Source organism: Pseudomonas sp. UYEF17 (assembly GCF_040546125.1).
Classification (GTDB): domain Bacteria; phylum Pseudomonadota; class Gammaproteobacteria; order Pseudomonadales; family Pseudomonadaceae; genus Aquipseudomonas; species Aquipseudomonas putida_Z.
In genome coordinates this window covers 1-18,197 of sequence record NZ_JBEPNE010000031.1, presented here as the reverse complement: position 1 = coordinate 18,197, position 18,197 = coordinate 1, and the positions used below count along the sequence as shown (strand labels likewise).

At 63.2% G+C, this 18,197-nt stretch carries 16 protein-coding genes; 10 read left to right on the top strand and 6 right to left on the bottom strand.

What is annotated here, in order from left to right:
* Positions 1-48 precede the first annotated feature (48 nt).
* From ABIB24_RS26050 to ABIB24_RS26015, 8 genes are all read left to right on the top strand, one after another.
* Positions 49-819, top strand: coding sequence for a TerC family protein (locus ABIB24_RS26050; RefSeq protein ID WP_137162727.1), 771 nt, complete (start codon positions 49-51; stop codon positions 817-819).
* 345 nt (positions 820-1,164) lie between these two features.
* Positions 1,165-2,823 carry a Na/Pi cotransporter family protein gene (locus ABIB24_RS26045; RefSeq protein WP_274079001.1) on the top strand — a complete coding sequence of 553 codons (1,659 nt, stop codon included), beginning with the start codon at positions 1,165-1,167 and terminating at the stop codon, positions 2,821-2,823.
* 30 nt (positions 2,824-2,853) lie between these two features.
* Entirely contained in the window at positions 2,854-4,260 is a 1,407-nt protein-coding gene (locus ABIB24_RS26040; protein WP_274079000.1) for a M16 family metallopeptidase, read from the top strand.
* Positions 4,261-4,383: 123 nt separating this feature from the next.
* The gene (locus tag ABIB24_RS26035; RefSeq protein ID WP_015268494.1) at positions 4,384-5,406 is read left to right on the top strand and encodes a DUF5924 family protein; all 1,023 of its coding nucleotides are present in this window, start codon (positions 4,384-4,386) and stop codon (positions 5,404-5,406) included.
* 217 nt (positions 5,407-5,623) lie between these two features.
* Complete coding sequence (locus ABIB24_RS26030; RefSeq protein ID WP_289514943.1) at positions 5,624-6,757, top strand: ABC transporter permease; 1,134 nt, start codon at positions 5,624-5,626, stop codon at positions 6,755-6,757.
* The gene (locus ABIB24_RS26025) at positions 6,754-7,545 is read left to right on the top strand and encodes an ABC transporter ATP-binding protein (protein WP_015268492.1); all 792 of its coding nucleotides are present in this window, start codon (positions 6,754-6,756) and stop codon (positions 7,543-7,545) included. Before ABIB24_RS26030 ends, ABIB24_RS26025 begins: the two co-directional genes overlap by 4 nt.
* Positions 7,546-7,548: 3 nt before the next feature.
* Positions 7,549-8,487, top strand: a complete 939-nt coding sequence (locus tag ABIB24_RS26020; RefSeq protein WP_025337238.1) for an MlaD family protein — start codon at positions 7,549-7,551, stop codon at positions 8,485-8,487.
* On the top strand, positions 8,484-9,101 hold the full coding sequence (locus tag ABIB24_RS26015) for an ABC-type transport auxiliary lipoprotein family protein (RefSeq protein WP_137162722.1): 618 nt from the start codon (positions 8,484-8,486) through the stop codon (positions 9,099-9,101). The genes ABIB24_RS26020 and ABIB24_RS26015 overlap by 4 nt, the downstream gene beginning before the upstream one ends.
* A 142-nt stretch (positions 9,102-9,243) precedes the next feature.
* Here the strand turns inward: ABIB24_RS26015 and ABIB24_RS26010 are convergent, their stop codons facing one another.
* The 6 genes from ABIB24_RS26010 to ABIB24_RS25985 all read right to left on the bottom strand — a co-directional run bounded on the left by ABIB24_RS26010 (position 9,244) and on the right by ABIB24_RS25985 (position 14,748).
* Positions 9,244-10,473, bottom strand: coding sequence for a spore maturation protein (locus ABIB24_RS26010; RefSeq protein WP_085619011.1), 1,230 nt, complete (start codon positions 10,471-10,473; stop codon positions 9,244-9,246).
* A 237-nt stretch (positions 10,474-10,710) separates the two neighbouring features.
* Positions 10,711-12,039 (bottom strand): glutamate/aspartate:proton symporter GltP, encoded by a 1,329-nt coding sequence (gltP, locus tag ABIB24_RS26005; RefSeq protein WP_025337235.1) that lies wholly within the window; start codon positions 12,037-12,039, stop codon positions 10,711-10,713.
* 746 nt (positions 12,040-12,785) lie between these two features.
* Positions 12,786-13,256 (bottom strand): inhibitor of vertebrate lysozyme family protein, encoded by a 471-nt coding sequence (locus ABIB24_RS26000; RefSeq protein ID WP_354317612.1) that lies wholly within the window; start codon positions 13,254-13,256, stop codon positions 12,786-12,788.
* A 2-nt stretch (positions 13,257-13,258) separates the two neighbouring features.
* Positions 13,259-13,420 (bottom strand): DUF1328 domain-containing protein, encoded by a 162-nt coding sequence (locus ABIB24_RS25995; RefSeq protein ID WP_003252966.1) that lies wholly within the window; start codon positions 13,418-13,420, stop codon positions 13,259-13,261.
* A 41-nt stretch (positions 13,421-13,461) separates the two neighbouring features.
* Positions 13,462-13,752, bottom strand: coding sequence for a hypothetical protein (locus tag ABIB24_RS25990; RefSeq protein ID WP_286918397.1), 291 nt, complete (start codon positions 13,750-13,752; stop codon positions 13,462-13,464).
* A gap of 174 nt (positions 13,753-13,926) precedes the next feature.
* Positions 13,927-14,748, bottom strand: coding sequence for a BON domain-containing protein (locus tag ABIB24_RS25985; RefSeq protein ID WP_289514940.1), 822 nt, complete (start codon positions 14,746-14,748; stop codon positions 13,927-13,929).
* Between the two features lie 213 nt (positions 14,749-14,961).
* On the opposite strand from ABIB24_RS25985, the gene algB reads away from it, so the two are divergent.
* Together algB and ABIB24_RS25975 are read left to right on the top strand one after the other, a co-directional pair.
* Positions 14,962-16,308 carry a sigma-54-dependent response regulator transcription factor AlgB gene (algB, locus tag ABIB24_RS25980; RefSeq protein WP_025337231.1) on the top strand — a complete coding sequence of 449 codons (1,347 nt, stop codon included), beginning with the start codon at positions 14,962-14,964 and terminating at the stop codon, positions 16,306-16,308.
* Positions 16,305-18,086 (top strand): KinB sensor domain-containing domain, encoded by a 1,782-nt coding sequence (locus tag ABIB24_RS25975; RefSeq protein WP_354317608.1) that lies wholly within the window; start codon positions 16,305-16,307, stop codon positions 18,084-18,086. Before algB ends, ABIB24_RS25975 begins: the two co-directional genes overlap by 4 nt.
* Positions 18,087-18,197: the final 111 nt, after the last annotated feature.

Below are 18,197 nucleotides of genomic sequence, written 5' to 3'. Positions count from 1 at the left end.
ACGCGCCCTGATCCGGGCGCGTCGCCTTTACCGTTCGAAGGAAAACACATGGAATGGCTGACCAGCCCGGAAATCTGGGTTGCCTTTTTCACCCTTACCGCGCTTGAGATCGTCCTCGGTATCGACAACATCATCATGATCTCGATTCTGGTCAGCCGCATGCCCAAGCACATGCAGCCGCGCACCCGGATCTTCGGTCTGGCCCTGGCCATGGTCACCCGTATCATGCTGCTGCTGTCGATCACCTGGGTCATGCGCCTTACCGCCGACCTGTTCGTGGTCCTGGGCCAGGGCATCTCCGGCCGAGACCTGATCCTGTTCTTTGGTGGCCTGTTCCTGCTGTGGAAAAGCTCGCAAGAGATCTACCACGGCCTGGAAGGCGAAGACGAGAACCCGGAAGAGCCGAAAGGCGCGGGTGGCAAGTTCTTCTACACCATCATCCAGATCGCCATCATCGACATCGTGTTCTCGCTGGACTCGGTGATCACTGCGGTGGGCATGGTGTCCCACGTACCGGTGATGATCGCCGCGATCATCGTCGCCGTGCTGGTGATGATGCTGTGCGCCGGCACCATCAGCGACTTCATCGACAAGCACCCGTCGCTGAAGATGCTCGCACTGTCGTTCCTGATCGTGGTCGGTACCGTGCTGATCGCCGAAGCTTTCGACGTGCATGTACCAAAGGGCTACGTCTACTTCGCCATGGCGTTCTCGCTGGCGGTGGAAGCCATCAACATCCGCATGCGCACTGCCTTGGCCCGCAAGAACGGCAAAGACCATGAACCGGTGAAACTGCGCAAGGACATTCCGGGTCAATAAGATCAGGAAGTGCAGGACACAAAGGGCCCTTCGCTGGGCCCTTTTTCATGCCCGGATTACTGAATTCTGCCATTTGCTGTACTGGCCTCTTCGCGGGCACGCCCGCTCCCACAGGGATATCACAGGCCCTGAGGGTGGTGTGGTATCTGTGGGAGCGGGCGTGCCCGCGAAGAGGCCGGCACAGGCAATCATTCATTTCCAGTGTGTTTCAAATAAATGGCAGCCATGCGAAGCTGGCGACAGCTCCGCAAAACAACTAAAGCTTTGAGTGAGCACTGAAAATTCTTCAAACGCTCACGCTTCGTCTCTTGGCCCTCTGGGCCAATGCAACAGGGGGCCGTCGCCATGCTGACCCTGCTCAACCTGCTCTCGGCCGTTACGCTTCTGGTCTGGGGCACCCACATCGTGCGTACCGGCATCCTTCGGGTATTCGGCTCGAGCCTGCGGCGCATCATCAGCCACAACATGAGCAAACGCCCGCTGGCGTTCGTCGCCGGCATTCTGGTCACGGCCATGGTGCAAAGCAGCAACGCCACCGCCATGCTCGTCACCTCGTTCGTCGGCCAGGGCCTGATGGCCATGACCCCGGCCTTGGCAATCATGCTCGGCGCCGACGTGGGTACCGCGCTGATGGCCCGGGTGCTGACCCTGGACCTGTCCTGGCTGTCGCCGCTGCTGATCTTCCTGGGTGTTATCTTCTTCCTCTCACGCAAACAGACGAGGGCCGGCCAGCTGGGCAGGGTAGGCATCGGGCTTGGCCTGATCATCCTGGCATTGGAGCTGATCGTGCAGGCAGCTACGCCGATTACCCACGCCCAAGGCGTGAAGGTGCTGTTCGCCTCGCTGACCGGTGACATCATGCTCGACGCCTTGGTCGGCGCTCTGTTCGCCATGATTTCCTATTCCAGCCTGGCGGCCGTGCTGCTCACCGCAACGCTGGCCGGTGCCGAAGTGATCAGCCTGCCGGTGGCCATCGGCCTGGTGGTGGGCGCCAACATCGGTAGCGGGCTGCTGGCCTTCATCAGCACCAGCATGCAAAACGCCGCCGGACGCCGGGTGGCTTTGGGCAGCCTGCTGTACAAGCTGATCGGTCTGCTGCTGATCATCCCCGTGTTGCACCCGCTGGTGGGCTGGATGGACTCACTGAGCTTCAGCCCACAGGAGCTGGTCATCGGCTTCCACCTGCTCTACAACACGCTGCGTTGCCTGATCATGCTGCCCACGGTCAAACCCATGGGCCGGCTGTGCAACACCCTGCTGCCCGAACGGGAAAACGGCAACGGCCAGATTCGCCCGCGCCATCTCGACACCTCGGCGCTGGAAACACCCAGCCTGGCCCTGGCCAACGCCTCCCGCGAAACCCTGCGCCTGGGCGATATCGTCGACAGCCTGCTCGAAGCCATGCTCGGTGCCCTGCGCGGTACCCAGGCCGCCTTGCCGCAGCAGGTTCGCGCCCTCGGCGAGGACGCCGAAGCCTTGTACAGTGCGATCAAGCTGTATCTGGCGCAGATGTCGCGTGAAGACCTCAGCGAACAAGACAACCGCCGCTGGGCAGAAATCATCGAACTGGCGATCAACCTCAAGCTGGCCTGCGACCTGATCGAGCGCATGCTGCGCAAGGTCCAACAGCAGAAAACCAGCCAACGCCGGGAGTTCTCCCAGGTGGGCCTGGAAGAGCTGACCGGCTTGCAGGAACAGCTGCTGGCCAACCTGCGCCTGGGCTTGTCGGTGTTCCTCAGTGCCGACCCGGAAAGCGCCCGCTTGCTGCTGCGGGAAAAACGCCGTTTTCGCGCCCAGGAACGGCGCCTTGCCCACGCCCATGTCAGCCGCTTGCAGCGCAAGGTAGTGCAAAGTATCGAGACCAGTTCGCTACACTTGGAGCTGATCGCCGACATGAAACGGTTGAACTCTTTGTTCTGTAGCAGTGCCTATGTGGTACTGGGCGGCTCGGACACGGGCGGGCTGATGCTCGACAGCGTGCCGGACGAAGCCCGTCTGCCGTGATTTCGCCTACCTGAGGACCCAAGCTCGCCCATGCGTTGCCTGATGTTCGTTTGCCTGCTGATCTGCAGCCTGCCCTCATTCGCCCTCGACCGCTCGCGGGTTGAAGGTTACCTGTTGCCCAACGGCCTGCAGGTCATCCTGAAAAACGGTTATGAACGTGACCATGTGGCGATTCGCCTGGTGGTCGGCGTCGGCCTGGATGACTTCAATTGCGAGCAGAAAGAGCTGCCGCACCTGCTCGAACACCTGCTGTTCAGCGGCATCGACGAAACCGGCGAGGGCGGCCTGGAAGAGCGCCTGCAATCGCTGGGCGGCGAGTGGAATGCCTACACCAGCAGCGCCGACACCACCTTCGTCATCGAAGCCCCGGCGCGCAATCAGCGCAAAATCCTCGACCTGCTGCTGGCGGTGATCCACGACACCCGCATCGATGCCAAGGCCCTGGCCACCGCCAAGCGCATCATCGAGCGCGAGGATGGCGGCCACTATGGCCACCTGCAGCGCTGGCTCGACCGGCAGGACATCGGCCACCCCGCCAGTGACCAGCTGGCCACCGAGCTGGGCCTGAAATGCCCGGAGCGCTCCAACCTTGACGACATGACCCTGGAGCAGGTGAACACCTTGCGTGACCGCTGGTACGCGGCTAACAACATGACCCTGATCGTGGTCGGCGGCCTCGACCGCCTGCTGCCGGCCTACCTGGAGCGCACCTTTGGCGAACTGCCCGCCACCGAGCCGGAGGAGCGCCGCACCCTGGAAAGCATTGGCCAGCAAGCTGCACAGCGCCGCGACCTGACCCGCGGCTGGCTGGGCGACAGCGTCAAGCTGCACTGGCTGTTCGTCGAGCCGGTGCTGGACAACGACCACCAGGCCACCCTCGACCTGCTGTCGCACTACCTGGACTGGGCGCTGTACGACCAGCTGCGCCTGCGCAACGGGTTGTCCTACGGCCCTTCGGCAAAACGCGAAAGCTTCGGCGACACCGGCCTGCTAAGCCTCAATGCCGACCTGGAGCGCGATGATATCGACCAGGCGGTCGAGGTGATGCAGAAATTGTTCGACCACCTGCGCAAGGAAGGCCTCGACCCGGATACCTTCGAGCGCATCAAGTACGCCAGCGTCGCCAAGGAAAGCTGGAGCACCCAGGGCAACAGTGCCTTGGCCGACTACTACTGGGGCGCGCTGAACGACTATAGCGACGGGCGTTTCGTCAACCCGGTGCGCAAGCTGCGCCAGGTCAGCCTGGCGCAGGCCAACGAGGCGCTGAAGGAACTGCTCAAGGAAGATGGCTATGTGCGTATCGAGAAACCATTGCTTGGCTATGATGAGCTCTACGGGCTGGTTGCCTTGCTGTTGGGGCTGATCCTGGCAGCGGGGCTGTTGCGCTGGCGTCGGCATGGTCCGGAAAAACCGAGCGGTGCTACACGCGAGCAGTGAAACGACGGTATCCTTTTGCCAGTACCGGCCCCTTCAAGGGTATCGCAACGCGGTCCCTGTAGGAGCGGGTTCACCCGCGAAGAGGCCGGCACAGCCACCATATCCTTTCTGTTGTAGCCCCCAATGCCCCAAATCCCCCACATCGTCCAGCGCATCATCGAACTGCTCAAACGCTACCCCGGCATCATCGCGCTCGGTGGTTTCCTCTCCGGCATCGGCAGTTTCATCTTGGTCGATCGTCAGGCTGGCCTGGCCAGCTGGGTAGCTGTGCTCATGCTGGTCAGCTGGCTCTGGCTGATGCTGGAAAACACCCTCACCGGCCTGTTCGCGCGCACCTTCAACCGCGAAATACCGCAGCCATTGCTGCGCTACGCGACGCAGATGATCCACCAGGAATCACTGTTCTTCGTACTGCCGTTCTTCTTCATCACCACCACCTGGAACAGCGGCCAACTGGTGTTCACCGGCCTGCTCGGTGCCGCTGGGCTGATTTCGATCATCGACCCGCTGTACTACAAGTGGCTGGCACCGCGGCGCTGGCTGTTCCTGGCGCTGCATACCCTGACCCTGTTCGCCGCCCTGCTGACCGCGCTGCCGATCATCCTGCACCTGACCACAGCGCAAAGCTTCAAGCTGGCCCTGATTGCAGCCATGGCCCTGTCGTTCCCCAGCCTGGCCAGCAGCTTCCCGATCAACAACTGGCGCCGCGCCGTGGCCCTGGTGCTGGTCACCCTGTCGGTCGGCGGCGGGGGCTGGCTGCTGCGTTCCTGGGTGCCGCCAGCGACCCTGTGGATGACCGAAGTGGCGGTCAGCACCGAAGTGCTGAACCGCCAGCCGGGCGATTCGCTGCACGAAATTGCCGCCAGCCGCATCCGTAGCAGCGGCCTGTACGCCTACACCGCGATCAACGCGCCACGCGGCCTGAACGAGCGGATCTACCATGTGTGGCAAAAGGACGGCCAGGAAGTCGACCGCATTGCCTTGGACATCCACGGCGGGCGCAAGGAAGGCTACCGGGCCTGGACCCACAAGCAGAACTTCCCGCCGAACCCGGTGGGCAAGTGGCAGGTGAGGGTACTGACCGAAGATGGGCAGGTCATCGGCGTGCTGCGCTTCAAGGTGGTCGATGACGCGCCGGCTGGGTAGTTATCCCTGCCTTGCGCAATCCCTGTGTAGGAGCAGCCTTGTGCTGCGAAAGGGCCGGTACAGCCAGACCATTCCAGTCGGCGCTTGCGGCCCCTTCGCAGCACAAGGCTGCTCCTACAGGTCCCTGCTGCAGATACGCGCACAGCACATAATCACCAAACAGCCCATGCACGCTGCGCTATGATCAGGCCCTAAGCCTTAGCGCCGAGTCAGTAGCATGGAGCCGATGACCACCCCCAGCGCCACCCTGGACACCAGTAGCCAACCAGCCTGCCTGCGCATTACCGGTGACTGGACCCTGGCGCACTACGCCAGCCTCAAGCGTGAGAGCGAGCACCTGCGCGCCCAATACGCTGCCGATACCGTCGCCGACCTCAGCCAACTGGGCCGCCTGGATACCGCCGGTGCCTCGCTGCTGGCCGAACTGCTCGGCTCCGAGCGCCTGTCGCGCTGCACCCACGGCCTGCCCGAAGCCAGCCGCGCCCTGCTCAAGAACGTCTACTGCTCGGTGCAGGACTACTGCATCCCGGTCAAGGAGCCCGAGCGTAACGTGCTGCTGTTGCTGCTGGAACGCATCGGCTGCGCCGTCGGTACCTTGTGGCAAGACACCATGCAGGTGCTCGGCTTCGTTGGCCTCATCCTCGAAACCCTGCTGCGCCGCGCCCTGCAACCTCATCGTTGGCGCTTCACCCCGGTCGTGGCGCACATCGAACAGACCGGCCTGGACGCCGCGCCCATCGTCGCCCTGCTGACCTTCCTGGTGGGCGCGGTGGTGGCCTTCCTCGGCGCCACGGTGCTGGCCGATTTCGGTGCGACCATCTTCACCGTCGACCTGGTGGCATTCTCGTTCCTGCGCGAGTTCGCCGTGCTGCTCACCGCTATCCTCATGGCCGGCCGCACCGCCAGCGCGTTCACCGCGCAGATCGGCTCGATGAAGGCCAACGAGGAAATCGATGCCATCCGCACCCTTGGCCTGAACCCCATGGAGATGCTGGTGGTACCGCGCGTACTGGCGCTGTTGATTTCGCTGCCCTTGCTGACCTTCATCGCGATGATCTGCGGCATCGTCGGCGGTGCGGTGGTGTGCGCGCTGTCACTGGACATCTCGCCAGCCATGTTCCTGTCGCTGCTGCAAAGCGACATCGGCGTACAGCACTTCCTGGTCGGCCTGGCCAAGGCACCGTTCTTCGCCTTCCTGATCGCCGCCATCGGCTGCCTGGAAGGCTTCAAGGTCAGCGGTAGCGCCGAATCGGTGGGCGCACACACTACCTCGGCGGTGGTGCAGTCGATATTCGTGGTCATCGTGCTGGATGCGGTGGCCGCACTGTTCTTCATGGAGATGGGCTGGTGAGTGGCCAGGAACGCGTGATCGAGGCCCGCGGCATCTGCAACCGCTTCGGCCGCCAGAGCGTGCACGAAAACCTCGACCTCGACCTGTATCGCGGCGAGATCCTCGCCGTGGTCGGCGGCTCGGGCAGCGGCAAGTCGGTGCTGCTGCGCAGCATCGTCGGCCTGCGGCGGCCCGACGAAGGGCAGATCAAGGTGTTCGGCCAGGACCTGGCCGGCCTGCGCGAAGAGCAGCGCTCACTGGTCGAGCGGCGCTTCGGCGTGCTGTTCCAGAAGGGCGCGCTGTTCTCTTCGCTGACCGTCACCGAAAACGTGGCGTTGCCGCTGATCGAGCACGCCGGGCTGTCCCGCGCCGATGCCGAGCACCTGGCCGGAGTGAAGCTGGCCCTGGCCGGGCTGCCGATCTCGGCCGCCGACAAGTACCCGGCCTCGCTGTCGGGGGGCATGATCAAGCGCGCCGCGCTGGCCCGTGCCCTGGCACTTGACCCGGACATCCTGTTCCTCGACGAACCCACCGCTGGCCTGGACCCGATCGGCGCCGCCGCCTTCGACCAGTTGATCCTGACCCTGCGTGACGCCCTGGGCCTGTCGGTGTTCCTCATCACCCACGACCTCGACACCCTGTACACCATTACCGACCGCATCGCCGTGCTGTCGCAGAAGAAGGTCCTGGTGGCCGGCCCACTGGCCGAGGTCGAGCAGACCAACGACGCCTGGATTCAAGAATACTTTCATGGCCCACGCGGGCGCGCAGCCGAGCAGGCCGCCACCCGTGCCGGGCAGGAGCGCTGAGCAATGGAAACCCGAGCCCATCACGTTCTTATCGGCCTGGTCACCGTCCTGGTGGTGGCCGGTGCCATGCTGTTCGGCCTGTGGCTGGCCAAGTCCAGTGTCGACGACGCCTTCAAGGACTACGAAGTGGTATTCAACGAAGCCGTCTCCGGCCTGTCCCGTGGCAGCCCGGTGCAGTACAACGGCATCAAGGTAGGCGACGTGTCCACCCTGCGCCTGGACCCGAAAGACCCGCGCCGGGTACTGGCACGGGTGCGCCTGAGCGCTGACACCCCGGTGAAGGAAGACACCCAGGCCAAGCTGACCCTGGCCGGCGTGACCGGCAACTCGTTCATCCAGCTCAGCGGGGGCACCCCACAAAGCCCCGAGCTGAAAGGCAAGGACGGCAAGCTGCCGGTGATCATCGCATCGCCCTCGCCAATCTCGCGCCTGCTCAATGACAGCAGCGACCTGGTGACCAACATCAACCTGCTGCTGCACAACGCCAACCAGATGTTTTCCGAGGACAACATCGACCACCTCAGCAACACCCTGTCCAACCTCGACAAGACCACCGGCGCCTTCGCTGGCCAGCACGGCAGCATCACCCAGGCCATCGAACAACTGGTGCAGGTGGGCAAGCAGGCCAGCGCCACCCTGGCCGAAACCCAGGCACTGATGCGCAATGCCAACGGCCTGCTGGGCAGCGAAGGCAAGCAGGCAATCGGCAGCGCCGAGCAGGCCATGCAGTCACTGGCCGAGAGCACCGCCACCATCAACCGCCTGCTCGAGGACAACCGCGAAGCCATCGGCGACGGTGCCCAGGGCCTGAACCAGCTGACCCCGGCGATTCGCGAGCTGCGCGAAACCCTCAACGCACTCAAAGGCATTTCCCGGCAACTGGAGGCCGACCCTAGCGGCTACCTGCTCGGCCGCGACAACAACAAGGAGTTCCAACCATGAAACCGTCGCTGCGCCTGCTGGCCCTGGCGGCCGCACTGAGCCTGGCCAGTGCCTGCTCGATCCTGCCGCAGAGCGAGCCCGTCGACCTGTACCGTCTGCCGGTGAACCAGCCCGGCCGGACGGCGCCGGCGCTGGACTGGTCATTACGCCTGAACAAGCCGCTGGCCAGCGAAGTGTTGGCCGGGCCGCGGATTGCCGTAATTCCCCAGGGCGATGTGGTCAGCAGCTACAAAGGCGCGCGCTGGAGCGACGCAGTACCGGTGCTGCTGCGCAACCGCCTGCTCGACGGTTTCCAGCGTGACGGCCAGGTACAGCGCCTTAGCGCCGACGATAGCAACCTGCAGGCCGACTACGAGCTGGCTGGCGAGCTGCAGGCGTTCCAGACCGAATACCGCGCGGGTGGGGCGGTGGAGGTGGTGATCCGCTATGACGCACGTCTGGTTCAGGGCCGCAGCCAACGCATTCTGGCCAGCAAACGCTTCGAAATCCGCCAGCCGCTGGCCGACAAGCAGGTGTCAGCGGTGGTTGCCGGCTTCGGGAAGGCCTGCGACCAGCTGACCGGGCAGGTGGTGAGTTGGACCATTGCGCAAGCAGCCAGCGTTCCTGCTCACTGAACCCTGCCTGCTTTTTGTGGGAGCGGCCTTGTGTCGCGAAAGGGCCGCGAAGCGGCCCCGGGCATTCTTGCATGAGCGCCGAAATCCTGGGGCCGCTGTGCGGCCCTTTCGCGACGCAAGGCCGCTCCCACAACGGTCCGCGTCAGGCGAAGAACCAGTAGCAGACGAAGATCGCCGCGATCACACCGGACAACTCCGCCAGCAATGCGCAACCGACGGCATGGCGCACGCGCTGGATACCCACCGCACCAAAGTAAACCGCCAGCACGTAGAAGGTGGTTTCGGTACTCCCCTGAATCGTCGCCGCTACCAGCGCCGGGAAGCTGTCCACACCGTGGGTCTGCATGGTCTCGATCAGCATCGCCCGCGCCGCACTGCCGGAGAACGGCTTGACCAGTGCCGTGGGCAGGCCTTCGACGAAGCGGGTGTCCAGGCCCAGCCAGGTCACCGCATGGCGAATGCCGTCCAAGGCCAGCTCCAGGGCGCCTGAGGCCCGCAATACACCCACCGCCACCAGCATCGCCACCAGGTAAGGCAACAGGCCCTTGGCCACATCGAAGCCTTCCTTGGCGCCTTCGACAAAGGCTTCATACACCTTCACCCGCTTCAAGGCGCCGATCACCAGGAACAGGATGATCACGCCAAACAACGTGAGGTTGCCCAGGATCGACGACAGGCTGGCCAGCGCGGCTGCCGAGAGGGTGCCGAGAAAGGCCATGAAGCCGCCCAGCAGCAATGCACCGGGGATCAGGTAGGCGAGAACTACCGGGTCCCACAGGCGCAGGCGCTGCATCACCGCCACCGACAGCAGGCCGACCAGGGTCGAGACGCTGGTGGCCAACAGGATGGGCAGGAACACCATGGTCGGGTCCGCCGCGCCTTGCTGGGCCCGGTACATGAAGATGGTCACCGGCAGCAGCGTCAGCGACGAGGCGTTGAGCACCAGGAACAGGATCTGCGCGTTGCTCGCCGTGGTGCTGCTGGGGTTCAGCTCCTGCAGTGCGCGCATGGCCTTCAGGCCGATCGGCGTGGCGGCGTTGTCCAGGCCCAGGCCGTTGGCGGCGAAGTTCATGGTGATCAGGCCCAGGGCCGGGTGGCCGGGCGGAACTTCCGGCATCAGCCGGGCAAACAGCGGGCCGAGCACCTTGGCCAGCCACTCGACGATGCCAGCCTTCTCGGCGATCTTGAGAAAGCCCAGCCACAGGGTCAGCGTGCCGAACAGCAGCACCATCACCTCGACCGACAGCTTGGCCATGGCAAAGATGCTCTCGACCATCGCCGCGAAGATGCCGGCGTTGCCGCCTACCAGCCATTGGGCCAGGGCGGACACTGCCGCCACCAGGAAAAAGCCAAGCCAAAGGCCGTTGAGCATCCGTGTGTTCCCCCTGAAAAATGCCCGAATGATAGCGTATCGGGGCGTAAGGCTGGAGACCGCAGGCGAGGGCTGCGCCCTCGTATCGCGACACAAGGCCGCTCCCACAGAGGTCGGTGTACGCCGGCCATTGTGGGAGCGGCCTTGCGTCGCGAAAGGGGCCGCAAAGCGGCCCCAAGATCTCACAGGCAACAAAAAGCCCCGACAGGTCGGGGCTTTTTGTTCAGCTCATCAGGCTCAGCGCTTGGCAGCTTCGCCAACCATGGCCGCTTCCTGCTTGCCGGCCATCAGCGAGGCGTAGTACTTCTCGCCCTTGGCGGCGTCGTACATACCCTCCCAGCGAGCGATGACCAGGGCTGCCAGGGCGTTACCCACAACGTTCAAGGCGGTACGGGCCATGTCCATGATGCGGTCGACACCGGCGATGAAGGCCAGGCCTTCCAGCGGGATGCCCACGCTGCCCAGGGTGGCCAGCAGCACCACGAAGGAAACACCCGGTACGCCAGCGATACCCTTGGAAGTGACCATCAGGGTCAGCACCAGCAGCAGCTGCTGGCTCCAGGACAGGTCGATACCATACAGCTGGGCAATGAAGATGGCCGCGATGCTCTGGTACAGGGTCGAGCCGTCGAGGTTGAACGAGTAGCCGGTCGGTACCACGAACGAGCAGATCGACTTCGGTGCACCGTACTTCTCCATCTTCTCGATCACGCGCGGCAGCACGGTCTCCGAGCTGGAGGTGGAGTAGGCGAGGATCAGCTCATCTTTCATGATGCGCATGATCTTGATCACCGAGAAACCGAACAGGCGGGCAACCAGGCCCAGCACCATGAAGGCGAAGAAGGCGATGGCGAAGTACACCAGCAGCACCAGCTTGGCCAGCGGCAGCAGCGAGCTGAAACCGAAGTTGGCGACGGTCACGGCGATCAGGGCGAACACGCCGATAGGGGCGTAGTTCATGATCATGTGGGTGACCTTGAACATGGTCTCGGAAACCGCCTGGAAGGTACGCACCAGCGGGTCGCGCAGCTCTGCCTGCAGGCTCGACAGGCCCAGGCCGAACATCACCGAGAAGAAGATGATCGGCAGCATTTCGCCACGCATCAGCGCTGCGAAGATGTTCGACGGGATCAGGTTCAGCAGGGTTTCGATGAACGCGTGCTCATGCTGCACTTCGGCCGCGGTAGCCTGGTACTTGGAGATGTCCACGGTACCCAGGGTGCTCATGTCGATGCCGGCGCCCGGGTGGAACAGGTTGGCCAACACCAGGCCCACGACGATGGCGATGGTGGTCACCACTTCGAAGTAGATGATGGTCTTCAGGCCGATGCTGCCCAGTTTCTTCGCGTCGCCAACCCCGGCGATACCCACGATCAGCGACGAAATCACGATCGGGACGACGATCATCTTGATCAGGCGAATGAAGATGTCACCAGCGGGCTGGAGGACGTTGCTGATCCACCATGCCTTTTCTGCACTGAAATGATTCAGTAGCGCGCCGATTGCAACACCCAGGACCAGACCGATGACGATCTGCCAGGCGAGGCTCAGTTTTGCCTTCTTCATGTCTTTACCCTTTGTTCTAGTGGTCATGGGCACCCAACGGAAACGCGCGTAACAGAGCCGTTGGCTAGGTCACGAGCAGCAGATGCTTCCGTCCGGCACCTTCATGTAAGGACACCGCAGGCGAGCGACAGGGCGCTCGGGCCGGCGAAAAAGGCGGCAACTATTGCGATGGCAAAGGGGGAAATCTAATGCCGGAAGCGCATACCCCATGCCGTTTATGCATAACATTTTTGACCACAACGGGAGGTTCGCAAGTGCTTGATTTACAACGTTCGGAATCCCGAACAAGACCAAACCGCCATATTTAGGCAGATTTGGCAGGGTAAAAAGGACAGGGGCGATGGCTTGTTCGACAATCCGAATGGCCGAAATGTCACTTGAACAAGCGCCAGGCTGATCGAAAAAAAATTGATGTACGGTCGAGACAAAATGTGTCTCGAAGAGAAAATCGCGCAGGGAAGAGACGTTTCCTACATGGCTCCTCGGAAGTCAGGTCTGGTCAGATGCCCCTATGGCATCGCCGACCTGAAACTTCCGATTCCGCCTTTCCTGACCCGGCCCATTGCTGGAGGCACTCCCTGTACCCCTAGGCCACTCCGATCCTGCAACAATCAGAACAGCCCGGCCCCTTGGTCATGTGCAGCCCCTCCTCGGGGCGGCGCATCATAGAAGGCTGAAAATATAGAAAGGTTCAGCTTCTATTTCGTGACAGTGCATGACCTTTCCTCCGTACCGGGTGCAAATGCTCAGTACCAGTTCGGGTCACGCTTGAGCTGCTCCTGCAGCATCGCCTGCATGCCGTCGTCCGGCTTACCCAGCCAGCGGTACTGCGCGTGACGGGTGGGCGACTTGTCGCTCGGCAAACCTTCGGGTACCTCCACGAGCATCCCGTAGGCATCGTCCTTGTCCCAGCTGAACGCCACGATCAGGCGCTTGTAGGTGCAGTTGTCCTGGCGTTCGCACAATGGGCCGACCAGGTACTTGTCGCCGTCTTCGGTAACGGCAGACATCTGCTGCTGGGCACTGCCGGTCAGATTGACCACCCAATCAGGCAGACGTTCCTCGCCTTCAATCGTGTCCTGCCAGGTTTCCCGGTACTCCGGGTCCGAGCCGAGCAGCTGGTCGACCCGGACCTGGCCGTCATTGGCCGCCATCGCCGCCGCACTGCCGCCCAGTAACAGGGCGGCAGCCAGGGATGTCCAACGCTTCCTGCCCATCTTCAACCTCGTCCACGTCCAAAGAAGAAGGAGGCTACGAACAGCACCAGGAAGACAATGAACAGAATCTTCGCGATACCGGTGGCAGCGCCCGCGATACCACCGAAGCCCAGTACGGCGGCGACAATGGCGATGATGAGGAAAGTGATAGCCCAACTCAGCATGGTGGTTCTCCTTTCTTTTTTGAAATCGTTACGGCCAGCGGTCAGAACACCCAGCGGTCCTGGGGTACGAGCCTTTCCAGGGTGGCCGGTGACGCGGTGGCCTGGCCAGTTGGAAGCGGGTCGGCGGCCTTGATCAAGGTATTGGCACGGGTTGCCTGAATCTGCGTCAACAGGGCGGTCTGCGCCGCCACTTGCTCGGTCAGGCGCGCGGTCTGCCAGCTGTAATAGAAGAGGCCAGCGGCCAAGGTCAGCAACAGCGCCAGGCCGAGTGAAAGCACCTGGCTCAGGGGCAGTGCAGCGCTCTGCAAGCGGTTGACGGATTGGCGGGTCATGCCGGCTCCTCCTGCTGTAATTCTTGTTCAAACCTGAACAGGTAATTGCAGCCTGCATGCCAGCCTTACAAATCAAATAAAATTCATTTAAATCATATAGTTATGTGAATCCTGCAAAACCGGCAAGGACGTATCCTGCACGATGCCGCCCGGACCGTCGTGCGAATTGCACGATCAGCCCTCGACCTTGGTCGCCACCTTGAGCAGGTCGGCATCCACCCCGCGCACGCCGATGATCTGCCGGGCGATTTCCACAGCAATGGTTTTCTGCTCGCTGCTGACCACCTCGCCCGAAAGCCGCACCAAACCCTCCTCGCTGGCCACTTTCAGGTTCAGGCCATCGAGGTTACGGCTGAAGCGGTAGCTGTTCTGGATCTTGTCGATGATCCAGCTGTCGCTCGGTTGCGGCCCAGCCGGCGTCCCCACCGGGGTTTCCCTGGCCTTGGCCATGGCGGCGCTATCGAGGCTGACCAGGTTGTTGACCAGGTGCACACCCTCGGTGGTACGCGCCACCACGCCGGCCAGCTCCTTGGCCTCGGCACTGTCGACCTTGCCGCGCAGGGTCACCACACCTTCGCTGCTCTGTACATCTATAGACGCCTTCTCGGTGGTACGGCTCCATAGCAGCCGCGCACGGATCACCGCGGCCAGGGTGGCATCCTCCAGGCGCTGGGCATAGGCACGCAGCGCCAGCGGGCGCTCCACCAGCTGGGCATTGACCCGCAGCTGGTTGTCGACTTGCTCGATGCCACGGGTAGCCAGCGCCACATGCTCGGCCAGCTGGCGTTCGACGTCGTTCTCCACCTCACCGGAAAGCCGCGCCTGCTTGCCGTCCACCTCGACCTGGATACGGAACGGGTCGAGCATGCGGTTCAGCGACAGGGCAGTTTGCAGGGCCCCCTCCAGGCGGGCGTCCTGCACCGGGCCGGCGAATGCCGGGGTGAACATCGGCAGCAGGGTGGTTGCCAACACGGCGGTGCGAATGGAAAAGGACATGGCAGTGCCTCCTTTTGTAGAGCAAAAGCTAAAAATCCTCGCAACCAATGTGCCACCGCGGACCTCTAAGGAAATCATCGGGATATCGCGGCCTTCCAGGCGTTGATTGGCCATTGGCTAGCATGCAAAGGACAGGTTCCTTCACAATGGACCATGCAACTTGCCCGATTTTTCCCACACTAAATGAAGATCTTTCCTAAAGGAGCGCAGCACATGGAGTCAGCCCAGGACAACCAAGGCCGCATTCTGCTGGTGGATGACGAGTCCGCGATCCTGCGCACCTTCCGCTACTGCCTGGAGGACGAGGGCTATAGCGTGGCAACGGCCAACAGCGCTGCTCAGGCCGAAGCCCTGCTGCAGCGCCAGGTATTCGACCTGTGCTTCCTCGATTTGCGCCTGGGCGAGGACAACGGCCTCGATGTGCTGGCGCAGATGCGTATCCAGGCCCCCTGGATGCGGGTAGTGATCGTCACCGCACACTCGGCGATCGATACGGCGGTAGACGCGATCCAGGCCGGCGCCGCCGATTACCTGGTCAAACCGTGCAGCCCCGACCAGCTGCGCCTGGCTACCTCCAAGCAGTTGGAAGTGCGCCAGCTTTCCGCGCGCCTGGAGGCCCTGGAAGGTGAAGTGCGCAAACCCAAGGACGGCCTCGACTCGCACAGCCCGGCCATGATGGCGGTACTGGAAACCGCCCGCCAGGTCGCTACCACCGACGCCAACATCCTCATCCTTGGCGAGTCGGGCACAGGTAAAGGTGAGCTGGCCCGGGCCATCCACGGCTGGAGCAAGCGCGCGCGCAAATCCTGCGTGACCATCAACTGCCCGTCACTGAACGCCGAGCTGATGGAAAGCGAGCTATTCGGTCACACCCGCGGCGCCTTCACCGGTGCCAGCGAAAGCACCCTGGGGCGAGTCAACCAGGCTGATGGGGGCACGCTGTTCCTCGACGAGATCGGCGATTTCCCACTGACCTTGCAGCCCAAACTGCTGCGCTTCATCCAGGACAAGGAATACGAGCGCGTCGGCGACCCGGTCACCCGTCGCGCCGATGTGCGGATTCTCGCCGCCACCAACCTCAACCTCGAAGAGATGGTGCGTGAAAGCCGCTTCCGCGAAGACCTGCTGTATCGCCTGAACGTCATCACCCTGCACCTGCCGCCCCTGCGCGAGCGCAGTGAAGACATCCTGACCTTGGCCGACCGCTTTCTCGCCCGCTTCGTCAAGGAATACTCCCGGCCTGCCCGGGGCTTCAGTGACGAAGCCCGTACGGCCCTGCTCAACTACCGCTGGCCCGGCAACATTCGCGAATTACGCAACGTGGTGGAGCGGGCCAGCATCATCTGCCCGCAGGAACGCGTGGAAATCAGCCACCTGGGCATGGGCGAGCAGCCCGCAGGCAATGCCCCGCGGGTTGGCGCCGCGCTGAGCCTGGATGAGCTGGAACGCGCCCACATCGGTGCGGTGCTGGCCGCAAGCGACACCCTGGACCAAGCCGCCAAGACCCTGGGGATCGATGCCTCCACCCTGTACCGCAAGCGCAAGCAGTACAACCTATGAGGTGGCCGCCCATGAAGCTGCGCACGCGGCTTTTCCTCAGCATTTCGGCGCTGGTCACCGTGGCCCTGCTCGGGCTGCTGCTGGGCTTGGTCAGCGTGCTGCAAATGGCCACGGTGCAACAGCGACTGGTGCGCGATACCACCCACGCCCTGGAAATTGGGCTGAAGTTGCGCCAGAACCTTGGCGAACAGTTGACCCTGATGCTCGATGACGAGACCGCCCCGGAAAACCTGCGGCTGCTGCAGGACAACTTCCAGACCCTGCTCAACCAAGGGCTGGACCAAGGTGGCGAGCGCACCGGCTTCAGCAAGGCCAGCAGCAATTACCAGGCTTTCCTCCAGGCCTACCGCGACAGCCCGGCGCCTTCGCGCAGCATGGGGGTTGAACAACCACTGGGGGCCGCGTTCAACCAGGTCCGCACCGACCTGATCGATTCCCACAAGCAGGCCTTGGAGCACATCACCCGCAGCGAGGAGCACACCCGCGACCACGCCTTGCTGGTCAGCGGCGTACTTGGCCTGATGGGCTTGGTGGTGCTGGTACTGGGCTTCATCACCGCGCACAACATTGCCCGGCGCTTCGGCCAGCCGATCGAAGCCTTGGCCATAGCGGCCGACCAACTCGGCAAGGGTAATTTCGACGTAACCCTGCCGGTCACCCAAGCCACCGAACTGAACCAGCTGACCCGCCGCTTCGGCCTGATGGCCGATGCCTTGCGCAAGCACCAGGCCACCAACGTCGATGAACTGCTGGCCGGCCAGCAACGCTTGCAGGCGGTGCTGGACAGCATTGACGATGGCCTGCTGATCATCGACCGCCAAGGCCGGCTGGAGCACCTCAACCCGGTGGCGCAGCGCCAGCTGGGCTGGACCGATAGCCGCGTGGGCAGCAGCCTGGCCGAAGCCCTGCAGCGCCCGGAGCTGGAGCAGCAGCTACGCCAGGTACTGCGCGGCGGCAACCTCGACCGCCAGCCGGACGACCTGAACATGGAGGTCGATGACGAAACGCGCCTGCTCTCCTACAGCCTGACTCCGGTCAGCCACCCGCAAGGGCCGATCCTGGGCGCGGTGATGGTGCTGCACGATGTAACCGAGCAGCGAGCCTTCGAACGCGTGCGCAGCGAATTCGTGCTGCGTGCTTCCCACGAACTGCGCACCCCGGTGACCGGCATGCACATGGCCTTCGGCCTGTTGCGCGAGCGGCTCAAGTTTCCGCCCGAGGCGCGCGAACATGACCTGCTGGAAACCATCGGCGAGGAAATGCAGCGCCTGACCCAGTTGATCAACGATCTGCTCAACTTCAGCCGCTACCAGAGCGGGATGCAGAAGCTCGAGCTGGCTCCCTGCGCCATCGACGAATTGCTGGAGCGTGCACAACAGCGCTTTGCCGAGCCGGCGGTAAACAAGCAGATCGAGCTGATCACGGAGCTGGAGCCGCCGCTGCCGCGTATCCAGGCCGACGTCTCCCAACTCGACCGGGTGCTGGACAACCTGTTGCACAACGCCATCCGCCATACCGCCAGCGGCGGGCGTATCCGCTTGCATGCACGACGGCATGCGGAGCGGGTGATCATCAGTGTCGAGGACAACGGAGAGGGCATTGCCTATGGGCAACAGGGGCGCATCTTCGAGCCCTTCGTGCAGGTAGGGCGCAAGAAAGGCGGCGCGGGGCTGGGGCTGGCATTGTGCAAAGAAATCGTGCAGTTGCACGGCGGGCGCATGGGCGTGTTTTCCCGACCGGGGCAGGGGACCCAGTTCTACATGGCACTGCCGGTCTGAGGCCTGTGACTGCCCTCTGTAATCGATGGACTCGCCCCCGCCGAGGCATCACAGTGCCACGGTGGCGTTCTAAGAAGCCAACGGCAGCGAGGGCGAGACCATGAAAAAGCA